Genomic DNA, 14,281 nt, shown 5'->3' with positions numbered 1-14,281 from the left:
AGGAAAACGGATGCGGTATTCATTAAAGCAGTTGGCAGTTTTTGACGCAGTTGCGGATACAGGTAGTGTGAGTCAGGCTGCTGAGCGATTATCACTGACTCAGTCTGCGACAAGCATGTCATTGGCTCAGCTTGAAAAAATGTTGGGTCGGCCACTGTTTGAACGACAAGGAAAGCAGATGGCTCTGTCCCACTGGGGCGTGTGGCTAAGGCCAAAAGCGAAACGATTGTTGCAGGATGCGCAACAGATTGAAATGGGTTTTTACGAGCAGCATCTACTGAGTGGTGAGTTAAAGTTGGGTGCAAGCCAAACTCCCGCGGAACACCTTGTCCCAGATTTAATCAGTGCAATTGACAACGATTTTCCTGAAATGCGAATTTCTCTAGGGGTTCAAAGTACCGATTCGGTGATCGAAGGTGTTCTCGATTACAAGTACGATTTGGGCATCATTGAAGGGCGTTGTGACGACAATCGTATTCATCAGGAAGTTTGGTGCCGCGACCATCTTACGGTAGTCGCATCTGCACACCATCCATTTGCTCGCCGAGATAAAGTGAGTTTGTCCCAATTAGAACAAGCAAAGTGGGTTTTGAGAGAGCACGGATCTGGTACTCGGATGATCTTTGATAGTTCTATTCATCACTTGATAGCAGACCTTGATGTATGGCGTGAATATGAACATGTTCCAGTACTCAGAAGTATGGTGGCAAATGGACAGTATCTGACATGCTTGCCTTATCTTGATGTTGAGCGATTTATAGAAGCTGGTCAACTTGTTGCATTAAATGTACCCGAGTTAGAGATGGAGCGGACGTTATCTTTTATCTGGCGTGCAGATATGGCAGAAAACCCTCTTGTTGAATGCGTGAAACGCGAGGGACTAAGGATGATGAAAGGACGTCCATCGGTATTGTAGTGATCTTTATCACAACTAATATGTAATTATTGTACGTTGCATAATGTTACTGTGACGAATATCACTTAAGAGTGCTGGCTAATTGGTTAACCTAGCATGACTAATATATTGCTAGGTAACGTCTATGAGCCCACTAATTGCTATTTCAATTACCACTGGAATTCTGTCGGGAATTTGGGGCTGGACAGCCATGTCTTTAGGGTTACTTTCCTGGGCTGGATTTTTGGGGTGCACCAGTTATTTCGCATCACCAAAGGATGGTGTAAAAGGTTTGGCTCAGAGTCTACTTACCAATATGTCTGGCGTGGTATGGGCAATAGTTATTATTGAAGGATCTTCGTTATTTAATATGGAGATCGTCGGTTATATCATGACGGCACTGGTTTCATTCTTTATGTGTGTGCAAGCTAAGCGTGAGTGGTTGGGTTATATTCCAGGGACATTCATTGGCGCATGCGCTACGTTCGCGGCCAATGGCGCTTGGCAACTTGTCATTCCATCTCTTATTTTGGGGGGAGTGTTTGGCTATTTAATGAAAGCGAGTGGCCTTTGGTTGCACCGCCAGTTGACGGCGCCTTCATCAACAGAATTTGCCAACGAATAGTCATATATAAGAACGTTAAAAAGCGCTTATCAACAAAATTGATAGGCGCTTTTTTTCTAGGTATTCCCATTAGCCATTGTAATAACGCGTTTAAGAATCCAACGAATTAACAGTGGAATGCTCTCTGTTCCCCGGCTTTCGCACTCTGCGACGATGGCCAGAGCTAAGTCGGGCTTGGCAAACTTTTTGAGTACGCGAGTGACGACTTTTTTCGGTGGTATTGGATGATCATGGGGGATTTTTATCAAATCTCTGAAAAACTCTTCGAACCCGTGGATGTATAGGTAGTGCTCAATATCGCGTTCTGGTAATTCGGTAAGATGATGACGTGGGTGCTCACCTTTTAATTGATGCATGACAGTTGTGGCGTATTTTTTACCCGCAGCATCGCCATCGGTCACGACATGCCAGTCAATACCAAATGCTTTCGCTACCTTGATTAGCGATTTAAGTCCTGACTGTGCGAATTCGATGATCTGCACCCCTTCCGCAGCTAAATTATAGCCAGATAAGTTGGCGAGTTCATTAAACAACCAAACTTCTGTCTCCCCCTCGACTAAAAGCCAACAGCGAGCGAATAACGCTCGAGAGCGATGGAAGCGAATATGAAAACCGACGCGTCTTAACTCATCTTTAGTCAGATTGTTAGTGGAGATACTGGTGGTGACAGTTCGGTCAGATTGTCTTACCAGGCGGCGAATGGATTGAAGCGGGACGGCACCCAGAAGATCACTACTGTTAGTGGTAAGAATTTTCTGCATAGGCAATAGTTGCAGCAGACTCCAGGCGCGTGACAGGTGCGTTGGATGGAGTCGTCCTTCTGGATCTTCGATGATCAAAATGGGTCGAGCACAGCGGCGCAACTCGTTGGGGCCTTTGGCCTGAAGGTAGGCATTGAGTAAGCCTAGCAACAATAATCGGGTTTGATGGTTTTTAGTTTCATCAATGACCTGAATGAGGTTTTTGTCACTGGTTCCCCCTGTAAAGAAAATGCCGTCGCGGTTATTTTGAGGTGAATTTCTGGCGTGACTTTTAAAAGAAAAATAGTGCTCGACGAGCGCCTTCATTGAGTTCAGGCTACTTTTCATTTCACCTTTATTGACATGCCCGGGAATGGCCAGAAGACGACGAACAGTGTTGTTAATGCGCTTCTCTGAACGAGAGTTATTGCCATTGCCAGGGTGTTCGTGATGATGAAAGCGCCTCGAATCACGGAGACGAATTACCGGGTGTAATGTCATCAGTTCCTGAGCAATTTTTTCCGAATGATGGAGCCTGAGTGGGTTACCTTCTAGGTCTAAAAAGGCGTAGCTCTGGTCAATGTCATAGCCGCTCAGATTTGCACTAATCCGGTAGTAGAATTTGTCGATACCGTTTTCATCTCGTTGCCAAATCGGTTTTAGTTTTCGGTAACGACCTGCTCGGGTTTCGTTTTTTTCTGTGGCAACGAAAGAGAGAATGATTTGAAGATTTTGGGTCTGGGGATGAGAGGCGGCATAATCGACATGAAAGTCTTTCATCGTAAACTGGTATAGCTGGCCATCGGATGGCAATACAACACACAATGCGTCCAGCAGGGACGATTTACCCCAGGTATTTTCGCCTATTAATGTAGTAAGGTCATTAAGCGCTAGTGAGAGACGCTTGATGCCGCGAAAGCCGGAGATATCAATTCGTTCTAACTTCATCCAATTCTCCTTGCACACGTGCATTCTGGAATATGGGCTGGACAATCCTCGCTATCTATTTCAATTATAAGAGACTTTCTCGTATAGGGCTGTAACGAAGTTCATACAAATTTAAATTTTAGCAGTGGAACTTATGTGATGTATATCATACAAAGACCTGTATAATGTCTGTTCCATTTCATAGAGTTCATTGGAATGTCACATAAAGCGGTCTACCATCTGAGAGGAGATTAAAGAGAAAATACTATGATAAGAAACAATAAACCTCTCACTGTCACCATCGCTCATATCAATGATACCCATTCTTACTTTGATCCTACGTCGCTGGCACTGTCTGTGGTTCACAAAAATGTGCCATATCAACCGTTCGTGAGCGCGGGTGGGTTTGCCAGAATTGCTACCCGCCTTGATCAAATCAAGGCAGAAAACCAAGAGCAGGGCTTTTTATTTCTCCATGCTGGTGATTGTTTTCAGGGTACCTTGTATTTCTCTCTATTTAAGGGTGAGGCCAACGCTGAACTACTGAATGCTTTAGCGCCCGATGCGATGGCACTAGGAAACCATGAACTGGACATGGGAAACGAGCCCGTCGGAAAATTTGTCCGTGAGATTGAATTTCCCTTTTTAGCTGGCAACTGGAATCTTTCAGAAGAGGGTAGCAAGCAGTACCCCATCAAAGATCTTGATAATGTATACCACTATGACACAGAGACCAGAACAGCTCGCTGGCTCGAGAAGACCATAGATGGTGAAAAACTGGCAATTTTTGGTTTATCGATGGAAAAGATGGCCGATATTGCTAACCCTGATAGTGATACTCACTTTGAGCCAGTATTAGCGACCGCAACAAAAACAGTTGCAGCGATTAGAGCAACGGGTATTAACAAGATTGTTCTGTTGAGTCACATGGGGTACGAAGCAGACCTGAAACTGGCCGCTGAGGTTCCCGGTATAGGGCTTATCGTTGGTGGGCATAGTCACGTACTTCAGGGAGATTTTTCTGAGTTGGGTTTGGTATCTCAGGACGAATACGGTGTGCGGGTTAACGATACCTATGTGGTTCAGGCTGGGTTTCATGCGATGACACTGGGTCACTGCCGGGTACACTTCGACGAGAAAGGTCGTGTGACACAGTTGGAAGGGCGTAATGAGTTGCTGGTCGGGCGTCGTGTGTTTATGGATGTTGATCATGAGGCGTCTCTAGTGCCGTATGAAGCGGTGCGTGATCAGGTACAGTCTCATCCCAATGTTGTCGTATGTCGAAAACATACCGGGATTAAAAGGATTTTGGCTGAGAAATATCAGCCGAGAGTCAGGTCATTGCAACAGCAGAAAATTGCCTGTCTTGAAACACCCCTGAGGCATATTAGAATTCCTGATGCTCTTGGTGGAAGTGAGTTGGCACCATTGGTCGCGCATTCATTTCTCTATACGATGAAGTCTCTTGGTTATCCAGTTGACTTTGCGTTGCATAATGCTGGAGGGGTGCGAAACTCATTGAATGCCGGCCCGGTCACGATTGCCGATGTTGCCGGAAAACTGTTGCCTTTTGCCGTGCCTATTGGTGTTTATGCGATAGAGGGGCGATATATACCTGCGATTATTGAGGGTGCCATTGACAATGCAATAGGCAACGGGGTTGCGGGGACTGGTTCAGGCAGCTACCCATACACGTCGCAACTTGATTTTCACTATGACAAGGAACAAACCAAAGGAATGCGAGTGTCCGCAGTGACTATCGGTGGTCATCCGCTCGACCCCGATAAGGTTTATATTGGTAGTTCAAGCGCTTATACCATGAAGGGAAAAGAGGGCTATGATGCAATTCTGAACATGGAATCCGACAGTGAGGTGACAACCTGGTCGATGGCGGATTGTTTTGTGAAGTTGTTATCCGAACACCCAGACATTGTGAATCATATAAAACTCAACAGCTTGAGCTCGGTTCCAAAATAGTGGAACACTAATTGCTTTCATTGAACTGATCTTTTTAGCGGCAGTCTATCACTGAAGATATTGCCACATTCACTGGAGGAACCATGTGGAACAAAGATTGGATTGATACGCTCGTGGTGTTGAGTTGGATAGGTGCATGGTCAATGCTTGTCTACTTTGTACCGAGTGGGGCCATATAGTTCACACTGTATACTTGAGTATATATATTATTAGCCAGCTCTATGAGCTGGCTTCTTATTTGGCTGGAATTAATAAGGGGTTGGCCGAGCACAACTAAATCTCGGCCGTTCCAGACGCGCAAGCAAAGGCGTTCCGATAGCAAAACTAAAAGCGACGGCACGCTAGGTCAAGAGAAATCGAACGTGATCCGCTATAATTCTGCTAAAAAAACGGATTAGTTTTACTATGTGCGGCAGACTTAACATTATTGATGATCCTTTTAGTCAGATCGTTTCAGAACAGCTGGGGTTGGCATTTTCTACCAAACCGAATTCTGACCTTCGGCCAACGGACGTAATAGACTGTGTGGTGGCTTCACCAAATGGTGAGTTATTTCAGATACCCCTTCGTTGGGGCATCAAGCCTAGTTGGAGCAAGAAGGTCATTATTAATGCACAGTCAGAATCAGTTCACCAAAAACCGACATTTAGAGATGCTTTTAGTTACCATCGCGCAGTAATTCCGTGTTCTGGTTGGTATGAATGGAGCGATAAGGGACAAGGAAACAAAGTAAAGTACTTGTTTAGCGAGATTACAGAAAAGCCATTATATATGGCGGGGATTGGGTATCCTGAGACCCAAGAGGTGGTGTCGCTTACAACTAGCCCTTCCCGTCGCTATGAAGAATATCATCACCGTATGCCTATGCTGTTAGGTATCGATGAAGCAAAAATCTGGCTTACCGATAACAAAGAGGCTGCAGTAACTTTGCTCAATGATTGTGTGGACAGGGTACCATGGATAAGCAAGCTTGTTAGCTAAGGCAATGGGTTAGATCAATAACACAGTCAGGAGTTGGTGAATAAGGTACTTTGCTTCATGGCGGCAGAGCAGTAAACTTTAGGTAGATTCCAAAGAGGTAAAGGTAATTCTTACTATGATGCTCATCGTCTATAAACTGCTTAAGCTTGCGGTTATTACCGCAGTGTTTCTAACGATATTTGACTTGATTTCCTATGGTGAAGTTACCTGGTTTAGTCGATGGTTCTCTTTGAACTAGGTTTTCTGGGGTTCAACATAAAAAAAGCCCCGAACGGTGTTCGGGGCTTTTTTTAGAAATTCTTAAGCGTTTGAGCTAACGATTCTCTTTTCTTGCTGCATTTTCACTAGGAAATAAACATTAACGCAAGCAATGAATCCGTTGGTGATGACCACTGGCATCGAGTCAATCGCCAGGCCGTATGCTGTGAATAGTCCGCATCCAATAAAGTTCAAGACACGCAGTTTTACGATGTCTTTCATTGTGAGTGAAATTGCAACCATAATTGATGCTGCATAACCCAAAAGTTCAACCATATTCATGTCCATAGCGTGCTCCTCTAAATTCGCCAGTAAGTTATCTGGTACCAATCCTTCTCATCATGAGATTTACGAGGAAGCTCCTTGCCTCGAACGGTGTTGCTCATTTCGCGATGCACTATATCAGGGTAAGTTATGTGATGGAAGCCTCACTTTGCGGAACGGAGAAGGTTAGCGATTACGCAAACGTTTTGCCAGTTTCAATCCTTTAGCAAACTCTAAATTTGTTGATAGCTGTATAAAAAAAAGCTCGCATTGCGAGCTTTCAATGTAGGTTAGCAAGGTAATTACTTTTTGCCTTGTACCATTTGTTTGTCTTCTTCAGTCAGTTCACGAATGCGGCGACTGATGTCACGACGAGCCTTAGAAATCTCAGCGCTTTTGATGATGTGGTCGTCAACGCGGTCTTCGTAGTCTGCTTTCATATTCTTGATGATGGTAACGATTTCATCGTGAGTCATCTCAGGCTTGATGTAGTCCATCAGGTTTTCAAGCAAATCAACACGTTTACGGTTGTCGCGAACCTTTTTCTCGTTATCAAGAAGCTCGCGCTTGAGCTTGTTTTTACGACGTGCTTGTGCAACGATTTCGAATACGCTACTCATAAGTCCTTTCCTAATTAATGTCTGAAACTGATTTGATTAAAACACAACGAAACTCTTTATAACAGCCCCGAGATCAATAGTATCAATCTATTGCTCACAATGTCGCCATTCAACTGAATAAACAATTGAGTTAGAGACACAGTTAGCGCTATGATTTCTCAATCCAAAAATATAGTCGAAAACAGAGAACCATGTTACCTCACCCTCAAGCACTTCCGGACTTCAAGAGTGATATTGTAATTGACAGTGAACAGTCGGAAGTTACTCCGGTAGACAGATTGAAAGGCGCTTATGTTAATGAACGCGCTAAACTGGAGTTAACAGAGGTCGAACTAAACAGAAGTCGAATTGTAATGATTGATCAAAATGGCAAGTTCATAAGAATTCCATTTTTATCAGAGCATTAAACTACTCAGACCTAGGCCGTCTAACCTGCATGTTGAGGTTGTCTGAGTACAAAGCCTGCAAAAATCTGCAGTGCTTTAGCAAATAAAAAGGGATATAAAAATGAATATAGAACTCTCCTTAGTCGAGGCACGAGTAATCGGTTGTTTGATTGAAAAAGAAGTCACTACGCCAGACCATTATCCGTTGACTCTCAATAGTTTGACCACGGCCTGTAACCAAAAGAGCAATCGTGAACCTGTTATGGCGTTGAGCGAGGCAGATGTCCAGGATGCAACTCATGCTCTGATATCACGCCGATTAGTCAGTGATGAAAGCAGTTTTAACAGTCGAGTTTCCAAGTTCCAGCATCGTTTTTGTAACACTGAGTTCGGTGATCTTAAGCTAAGTGTGCAAGAAAAGGCGATCGTATGCTGTTTGTTACTTCGTGGCCCGCAGACGCCCGGCGAACTCAGAACACGTACTAATCGTTTGTGTGAGTTTGTGGATGTTAAAGAGGTTGAAGCGGTTCTAGACGCAATGGCAAGTCGGGAAAGTGGTGCACTGGTCGTGAAACTGCCGCGTGAACCTGGAAAGCGAGAGTCGCGCTATATGCATTTGTTTAGTGGCGAGGTGGACATGGAACAGTTTGCTCAGCAAGCATCTGCACCTGCAGTAAACTCGCCGACAACAGACCGTATTCAGGCACTTGAAAATGAAGTAGAGTCGCTGAAAGCAGAATTGGCAGAAGTCAAAGCGTTGGTCAACTCTCTTCTTTAGAGGATTCAAGGCGGGGGCGGAAAGCTGCCGCCTTTTTTTATATAACGAAACCGACACTAATGATGAAATGCGATGTAACTGACGCGTGGTTTGTGTATCTATTAAGAACATCTGAGGCGAAGCTCTATTGCGGAATTACCAACAATTTGGCAAGACGCTTGAAGCAACATCAGGCGGGTAAAGGTGCAAAGTCTTTACGCGGTCGCGGACCACTCGAACTCGTTTGGAGCCAGCTAGAGCACACTAAGAGTGACGCTCTTAAAACTGAAATAGCAATTAAGAAACTTAATAAGCAACAGAAGGAACGTTTGGTGGCCAACAATGGCAAATTTAATCGCTCCAAGATATAGTGCGGTAACTGGCTGAATTCGGCGTTGTTGTATACACTTGTTGCTAAACAAATAAAGAATAAGAACAAATGAAAAAAATCGGCTATACATTGATATTTGCCATTGCCTTGCCTGTTATTTCATGGGCAGAAGCCGACAAGGGGATTTTGCCCGGATTTTGGGACTATCAGGACTATTTAGACCATCACCCCGAACAGCAGCAATTGACTAATGAACTGGAACAGACCGTTAGTTTAGCGCCCATACCTTTGTCTGTTGAACAGCCAAGTCCGATCACCATTTCCGTTGTCTATCCAGGACAGCAGCTTTCTGATTATTGGGTGCGAAATATCAAAGCATTTGAATCGAGGATGGAAGAGCTCGGGATCGAGTATGAACTCAATCAGGTGTTTACTCGTCCAAATATCGATACCAGACAACAGAGCGTCTCTTTGATGGAGGCGATCAAAAATAAATCCGGCTATCTTATATTCACTCTGGATACAACGAGACACCGTAAGTTTATTGAGCATGTGATTCACTCAACGGATACCAAACTTATTCTGCAGAACATCACGACACCGGTTAAAGACTGGGAAGAGACGAAGCCTTTTATGTATGTCGGCTTTGATCATGTAAAAGGCAGCCTGATACTGGCGGATTACTTTAAAACAAAGTTTAAGAACAAACATTCCTATTCTGTTCTCTATTTCTCTGAGGGCTACGTGAGTGATGCGCGTGGTGGCACTTTTATTCAGCAAATGCAGAACGCCGGAAGTTACAGGCTGGCTTCTTCATTTTACACAAAAGCCAATAAAGAGAGTGGCTACCAAGCGGCCTTAAATACATTAGAACAAAATCCAGAAATCAGCTTTATCTATGCGTGTTCCACCGATGTGGCACTGGGTGCGGCGGATGCCATTAGGGAGCTTAAACGTGATGGAGTTTCGATCAATGGTTGGGGCGGAGGGTCGGCTGAGTTAGAAGCTATTTCAAATGGGCAACTGGATGTGACTGTGATGAGAATGAATGACGATACCGGCATTGCAATGGCTGAAGCCATCAAGTGGGATATAGAAGGAAAACCCGTGCCGACGGTATACTCCGGTAGTTTTGAACTAGTGACGAGCCAGGACTCAAAAGCAAGAATCGATAGTTTGAAAAAACGAGCCTTTAGATATTCCGACCAATAATCATGCCTTTAACTGATTTTAACAATAGAAAAACGCTTGCCACAATCATCACTCGTACCGTTGTATGGGTGGTGAGTCTTTTTGTTCTTGGTGTGTTAGCTCAAACCTGGCACTTAAGCCGTGATATCGTTCAGGAAGAAGTGCAGCGTACTTCAAGACAAACAAGCACACTGGTCGTGAATTTCTTCGATTACCGTTTAGCTTCACTGCAAATTCTTCAGGATAGTAATGCAAAAAGTGACACAGTAGAGACGTTTTTCGATGATTATGATACACGCTCTCTCGATTACTTCTTTCTGCGTGAAGATAACTTAGAACCGATACATTCCCCGGACTTCAGATTTATCACGCACCTTAGTGATGTCATCTGGGATGATGGAAACGCTCTGTTTTATGGCTTTGAGGATGTGAGCCTCGTGCGAATTCTCGAACAGGTCGATATTCACAGCAACTGGAATGCCTTGGTGATCGAGTCGCAATTGGGTGACCGTCATACTTTGATCAGACGAACACCTGTCATTAATAGTGAGTCTGGCGAGGTTCTTGGGTTTCTATTTGTGGGTATAGTGTTGGATGATAACGCTGGTTTGTTGGCGAGTTTAACGCGTGGAAGTAACAGCGATGATGTACTTTTGAAGTTCAACAAGACCTACATTGCATCGACGATATCTACTGATGATAGCTACACAATGGAATCGGTCATTCACCAGATTAACATTGGTGAAACTGATCTTAGTAAGCTATTGATTACAGAAACTAAACTTTCAATTGGTTCTCAGACAGACGCATTAACCGTTTATTCTGTACAAAGAAATCCAAGCGTTTTGGCTCTACGAAACAGTTACCTGTTCTGGATTTTCTTCTCTTTGGTTGTTATTACCACAGTCTCTTTCTTTACAAGGCGATGGCTGAACAGGAAAGTAACCAGAGAGCTCGCTCAGTTAATGCTTTACACAAAGGTTGCAGTCAACAAAGATGGAGTAGAGCGCTTTAGAGGGTCATCGATTCATGAGTTTAATCATATCGGTAAAACACTGAGTAATACGTTTGAACGTCTGTCCGAGCAAGAGAAGCTGTTTCAGGATCTGTTCAACTTCTCGCTTTCGCCTATTATCGTGTGGACCGAAAATGCGTCTATTTTGCAGATTAACCCTGCAGCTCAAAAATCTCTGGCACTTTTTGATAAGGCCAGTGACGCGAATAATGATCATTTTGTTTTGTTCGTTGAACAGATGTCACCTTTGGTTAAAAAGGCCAACCTTGGAGCAACATTAACGGGTATTGATGTACCAATTGGCAATCAGATCTACCGCTGGAACCTTTCTGCTATTCAAACGCGTGATGACAAAACTTTGGTTCTCTCTCAAGGGCTGGACATAACAAAGTTGGTTGAAGCAGAGAAACAGAGTATCAAGGCACGCGAAGAAGCAGAGTGGGCTGCGAAAGCGAGGACAGATTTTCTGGCTAAAATGAGTCATGAGATCCGCACACCGCTTAACGGTATCTTGGGTATATCTCAGCTTCTTAAACAAGGTGGTGGCGACCCACAATATAAAGAAAAAATCGATGTGCTGTGTAACAGTGGCGAGCATTTGCTAGCGGTTCTCAATGATATTCTGGATTTCTCTAAAATAGAAAATGGTAGCTTTAAACTGGAGAAACACAGCTTTAAGTTTCATGAAGTTATTACTGCGCTAGAAGGGATTTTTGCTCCGCAATGTGAAAGCAAAAACATCAAATTGGTTGTGAAAAACCATTTAATGCCCGGAGCGGCACTGAATACGGATCAAGTTCGACTCAATCAGATCATTTTCAATTTAGTGAGCAATGCCATTAAGTTTACTCACCATGGACAGGTGACGATCTCATTCGCTATCGGCAAGACGAACATAAAAGGAAGTGCAACGTTAAGCATCGTGGTAGAAGATACTGGCATCGGTATCTTGCAGAGCCAGTTGCAGCAAATATTCGATCCTTTTATTCAGTCAGAATCGACTCTCACCAGAGAGTATGGTGGTAGTGGCCTTGGTTTAGCCATCGTAAAGAATCTGGTGACAATATTTAATGGTGACATTCAGGTAGATAGTCAGGTAGGGCTAGGTACACGCTTTGAAGTTCATGTACCAGTGGAAACGGTGAAGTTACAGACAGACAGCATGACTGAAGAGTCTGCGATTGACTTTGATTTGTTTACAGAAGCACTGAATGTTCTTCTGGTTGAAGATAATCACACCAATGCGTTCATTGCCAAAGCGTTCTGTGAGAAATATGGCATGAATGTAATGTGGGCTAAAGATGGACAAGAAGCGCTAGACTTCTTGGGCAATATGGATTTTGACCTGATTCTTATGGATAACCAACTTCCCTCAGTTTCGGGTATCGAAGTGACGAAGCAAGTGAGAGACACGGTGAGTAAAAGCGTTCCGATTTATGCGTGTACCGCTGACAATCTGGATACGACAAGACAAGCGTTTTTTGCTGCTGGAGCTGATTATGTCATTGTTAAACCAATCAAAGAGAAGTCACTGAATGAAGCGTTAAAACATTTCAAACAGTACCATTATCACTAAGCAGCAGCTTAGCATTTAACCATGCTAAACTGCCACGGGGATTACCGAGCACTATCTTGCCAACTTATGATGAGCTCTTGAAAAGTGGCCCGCACAAAATGCGCCGACTATCGAGAGTTCGCCTGCTAAGCAGAGTGTCGCCGCGACTTCAGCCAATGCTTGTGACTTACCATTGCCATGCAACCCTAGTAAGTCGAGGCAGGCCTTTTGGCTTGGTAGTCCAGTGCCGCCACCAACAGTGCCAACCATAAGGTTGGGAAGGGTAACACTCGCATAAAGCTGGCCTTCATCAGTCACTTCCATACGCGTCATACCAATGGCAGACTCGGCAACACAAGCTGCATCTTGGCCGCAGGCGATATACAGAGCCGCTAGCGCATTTGCATAGTGTGCGTTGATGCCGATAGTTCCGCTAAGTGCCCCACCCACAGTCGTCATTTGACCGAACTGAGCCATCTTCTTAGGTGTTGTGTGAAGGTACTTTTGCACTAACTCTTCTGGGATGGTGACTTCTGCGGTTACTTTCTTGCCACGTACACTGCGTAGTGTTTGTGAATTGGCTTTCTTGTCGCCAGAAAGATTGCCATCCAGAAATGCATAGTCAGGATCAATGGGTGAGTGCGCCAATATATAGTCAAAGACAACGTTTGTGGCGATGGTCACCATGTTTTGTCCAGATGCATCGCCCGTCAGGTACTCGAATACCAGATAGACATGGTTGCCTTCAATATTCACGTTGATATCACTGAGCTTGCCATGTGAGGTTGTCGACTCGGCCAGCACCTTGAAATGGTCAAACTGAGTGACCAGCCAGGCAACGAACTGACCCGCCTCAATCAGTGATTTAAAAGCGAAACCTGGTGTGCGAGTGACACCTTCGTTCAACAGCATAGCACTGGCGCCACCGCTAGCAGTGATTAAATTGGCTCCGCGATTGTAAGATGCGACTAACGCAGCTTCCGTAGTCGCCAATGGCACCTGATAGTCACCTTGTGCAAATAATCCATTAACCCGAAGTGGTCCAGCGGTACCAACGGGCATTTTCAGTGTTCCGACGAAAAATTCGATGTTTTTACTATAGAGCGCCATCTGTTCCTGTGTATGAGGATCAAGCAGTTGGCGGCGACACTCCTCATTTCCCAACGCTTTCCAGCGGTAGTTGACGTTTCGCTCAGTCAGATAGGGACTTCGGTTGACCCGCAGGTCCGAAGAATGGAACTTGGGCGCTAACTTATCAATGAACTCTGGATTGGCAAAATCCTGGTCAATGTTATCTAGATAGTCACGTTTATGGAGGTTAACTTTGGGCATGATGATCTTAGTAAAACAATTTGGGAAGGATTTTACCGAGCTGCTTCATAGATACAAGGTGTTTGAGTACCCTGAAGCAATATCATATTACTTTGTTACTGATATCAAAGAGTTTACTGAGCAGTATAGCAATACTTTGCAACACAATTTTGTGCGGTGTTACTTGAACAGTTGTGTCAGGGCATGCAGTTCTTCGTCGCTGAGGATACTTGCAGCGCTAGGAGTTAGTTGATTAGAAATCTCGCCTTGCAATGCTTTTAATTGCTGTGGTGTCAGTAGCTTAAGTTGCTCGCGCAATAGTTCAAACTGTTGTGTCGACATCAGATTACCTTCGGCTATTTGAGTTATTGATGCAGTTTGAGTTCCGTTCATCTTCGCGTCATTAAATGGCTTTAATAACTAATTTATAGATGAAGTGGTGATAAAT

At 44.3% G+C, this 14,281-nt stretch carries 15 protein-coding genes; 10 read left to right on the top strand and 5 right to left on the bottom strand.

Features of this window, described 5'->3' with window-relative positions:
- Positions 1-10 precede the first annotated feature (10 nt).
- Entirely contained in the window at positions 11-916 is a 906-nt protein-coding gene (locus tag C4S60_RS07935; RefSeq protein ID WP_103879810.1) for a LysR substrate-binding domain-containing protein, read from the top strand.
- A 124-nt stretch (positions 917-1,040) separates the two neighbouring features.
- Positions 1,041-1,520: a DUF1097 domain-containing protein gene (locus C4S60_RS07930; RefSeq protein ID WP_103879809.1), complete on the top strand. Its 480-nt coding sequence runs from the start codon at positions 1,041-1,043 to the stop codon at positions 1,518-1,520.
- A 56-nt stretch (positions 1,521-1,576) separates the two neighbouring features.
- Here the strand turns inward: C4S60_RS07930 and C4S60_RS07925 are convergent, their stop codons facing one another.
- Complete coding sequence (locus tag C4S60_RS07925) at positions 1,577-3,208, bottom strand: ATP-dependent endonuclease (RefSeq protein ID WP_103879808.1); 1,632 nt, start codon at positions 3,206-3,208, stop codon at positions 1,577-1,579.
- Positions 3,209-3,454: 246 nt separating this feature from the next.
- Here C4S60_RS07925 and C4S60_RS07920 point away from each other — a divergent pair, with 246 nt between their 5' ends.
- The 3 genes from C4S60_RS07920 (at position 3,455) to C4S60_RS23875 (ending at position 6,383) form a co-directional block, all read left to right on the top strand.
- Positions 3,455-5,164, top strand: coding sequence for a bifunctional metallophosphatase/5'-nucleotidase (locus C4S60_RS07920; RefSeq protein ID WP_103879807.1), 1,710 nt, complete (start codon positions 3,455-3,457; stop codon positions 5,162-5,164).
- Between the two features lie 405 nt (positions 5,165-5,569).
- Positions 5,570-6,145, top strand: coding sequence for an SOS response-associated peptidase (locus C4S60_RS07915; protein WP_103879806.1), 576 nt, complete (start codon positions 5,570-5,572; stop codon positions 6,143-6,145).
- A gap of 115 nt (positions 6,146-6,260) precedes the next feature.
- Positions 6,261-6,383 (top strand): hypothetical protein, encoded by a 123-nt coding sequence (locus C4S60_RS23875; RefSeq protein ID WP_279626942.1) that lies wholly within the window; start codon positions 6,261-6,263, stop codon positions 6,381-6,383.
- Between the two features lie 62 nt (positions 6,384-6,445).
- On the opposite strand, the gene C4S60_RS07910 is transcribed toward C4S60_RS23875, so the two are convergent.
- The gene (locus C4S60_RS07910; RefSeq protein WP_103879805.1) at positions 6,446-6,691 is read right to left on the bottom strand and encodes a YgjV family protein; all 246 of its coding nucleotides are present in this window, start codon (positions 6,689-6,691) and stop codon (positions 6,446-6,448) included.
- 278 nt (positions 6,692-6,969) lie between these two features.
- Entirely contained in the window at positions 6,970-7,287 is a 318-nt protein-coding gene (locus C4S60_RS07905) for a DUF496 family protein (RefSeq protein WP_006072802.1), read from the bottom strand.
- A 191-nt stretch (positions 7,288-7,478) separates the two neighbouring features.
- On the opposite strand from C4S60_RS07905, the gene C4S60_RS07900 reads away from it, so the two are divergent.
- The 5 genes from C4S60_RS07900 to luxQ all read left to right on the top strand — a co-directional run bounded on the left by C4S60_RS07900 (position 7,479) and on the right by luxQ (position 12,543).
- Entirely contained in the window at positions 7,479-7,694 is a 216-nt protein-coding gene (locus tag C4S60_RS07900; RefSeq protein ID WP_103879804.1) for a hypothetical protein, read from the top strand.
- Between the two features lie 100 nt (positions 7,695-7,794).
- Positions 7,795-8,451, top strand: a complete 657-nt coding sequence (locus C4S60_RS07895; protein WP_103879803.1) for a YceH family protein — start codon at positions 7,795-7,797, stop codon at positions 8,449-8,451.
- A 59-nt stretch (positions 8,452-8,510) separates the two neighbouring features.
- On the top strand, positions 8,511-8,801 hold the full coding sequence (locus C4S60_RS07890) for a GIY-YIG nuclease family protein (RefSeq protein ID WP_425275112.1): 291 nt from the start codon (positions 8,511-8,513) through the stop codon (positions 8,799-8,801).
- Between the two features lie 68 nt (positions 8,802-8,869).
- Positions 8,870-9,973 (top strand): autoinducer 2-binding periplasmic protein LuxP, encoded by a 1,104-nt coding sequence (locus C4S60_RS07885; protein WP_103879802.1) that lies wholly within the window; start codon positions 8,870-8,872, stop codon positions 9,971-9,973.
- A 2-nt stretch (positions 9,974-9,975) separates the two neighbouring features.
- Positions 9,976-12,543, top strand: a complete 2,568-nt coding sequence (gene luxQ / locus C4S60_RS07880) for a quorum-sensing autoinducer 2 sensor kinase/phosphatase LuxQ (protein WP_103879801.1) — start codon at positions 9,976-9,978, stop codon at positions 12,541-12,543.
- A gap of 51 nt (positions 12,544-12,594) precedes the next feature.
- Here luxQ and C4S60_RS07875 read toward each other — a convergent pair whose 3' ends face one another.
- A complete protein-coding gene (locus tag C4S60_RS07875; RefSeq protein WP_103879800.1) occupies positions 12,595-13,854 on the bottom strand; it encodes a hydroxymethylglutaryl-CoA reductase in 1,260 nt (419 codons plus the stop codon).
- A gap of 159 nt (positions 13,855-14,013) precedes the next feature.
- Complete coding sequence (locus C4S60_RS07870) at positions 14,014-14,226, bottom strand: hypothetical protein (protein ID WP_103879799.1); 213 nt, start codon at positions 14,224-14,226, stop codon at positions 14,014-14,016.
- Positions 14,227-14,281 lie beyond the last annotated feature (55 nt).

The organism is Vibrio hangzhouensis (genome assembly GCF_900107935.1).
GTDB lineage: Bacteria > Pseudomonadota > Gammaproteobacteria > Enterobacterales > Vibrionaceae > Vibrio > Vibrio hangzhouensis.
The sequence above is the reverse complement of the archived record's forward strand: the minus strand, read 5'-3'. Positions and strand labels throughout refer to the sequence as shown.

Bases quoted from the DNA above. Each gene is read 5' to 3' on its own strand.
- C4S60_RS07870 (WP_103879799.1), bottom strand. From the start codon at position 14,226: ATGAACGGAACTCAAACTGCATCAATAACTCAAATAGCCGAAGGTAAT.
- C4S60_RS23875 (WP_279626942.1), top strand. From the start codon at position 6,261: ATGATGCTCATCGTCTATAAACTGCTTAAGCTTGCGGTTATTACCGCA.
- C4S60_RS07875 (WP_103879800.1), bottom strand. From the start codon at position 13,854: ATGCCCAAAGTTAACCTCCATAAACGTGACTATCTAGATAACATTGAC.
- luxQ (WP_103879801.1), top strand. From the start codon at position 9,976: ATGCCTTTAACTGATTTTAACAATAGAAAAACGCTTGCCACAATCATC.
- C4S60_RS07935 (WP_103879810.1), top strand. From the start codon at position 11: ATGCGGTATTCATTAAAGCAGTTGGCAGTTTTTGACGCAGTTGCGGAT.
- C4S60_RS07900 (WP_103879804.1), top strand. From the start codon at position 7,479: ATGTTACCTCACCCTCAAGCACTTCCGGACTTCAAGAGTGATATTGTA.
- C4S60_RS07905 (WP_006072802.1), bottom strand. From the start codon at position 7,287: ATGAGTAGCGTATTCGAAATCGTTGCACAAGCACGTCGTAAAAACAAG.
- C4S60_RS07930 (WP_103879809.1), top strand. From the start codon at position 1,041: ATGAGCCCACTAATTGCTATTTCAATTACCACTGGAATTCTGTCGGGA.
- C4S60_RS07885 (WP_103879802.1), top strand. From the start codon at position 8,870: ATGAAAAAAATCGGCTATACATTGATATTTGCCATTGCCTTGCCTGTT.
- C4S60_RS07910 (WP_103879805.1), bottom strand. From the start codon at position 6,691: ATGGACATGAATATGGTTGAACTTTTGGGTTATGCAGCATCAATTATG.
- C4S60_RS07925 (WP_103879808.1), bottom strand. From the start codon at position 3,208: ATGAAGTTAGAACGAATTGATATCTCCGGCTTTCGCGGCATCAAGCGT.
- C4S60_RS07920 (WP_103879807.1), top strand. From the start codon at position 3,455: ATGATAAGAAACAATAAACCTCTCACTGTCACCATCGCTCATATCAAT.
- C4S60_RS07890 (WP_425275112.1), top strand. From the start codon at position 8,511: ATGATGAAATGCGATGTAACTGACGCGTGGTTTGTGTATCTATTAAGA.
- C4S60_RS07915 (WP_103879806.1), top strand. From the start codon at position 5,570: ATGTGCGGCAGACTTAACATTATTGATGATCCTTTTAGTCAGATCGTT.
- C4S60_RS07895 (WP_103879803.1), top strand. From the start codon at position 7,795: ATGAATATAGAACTCTCCTTAGTCGAGGCACGAGTAATCGGTTGTTTG.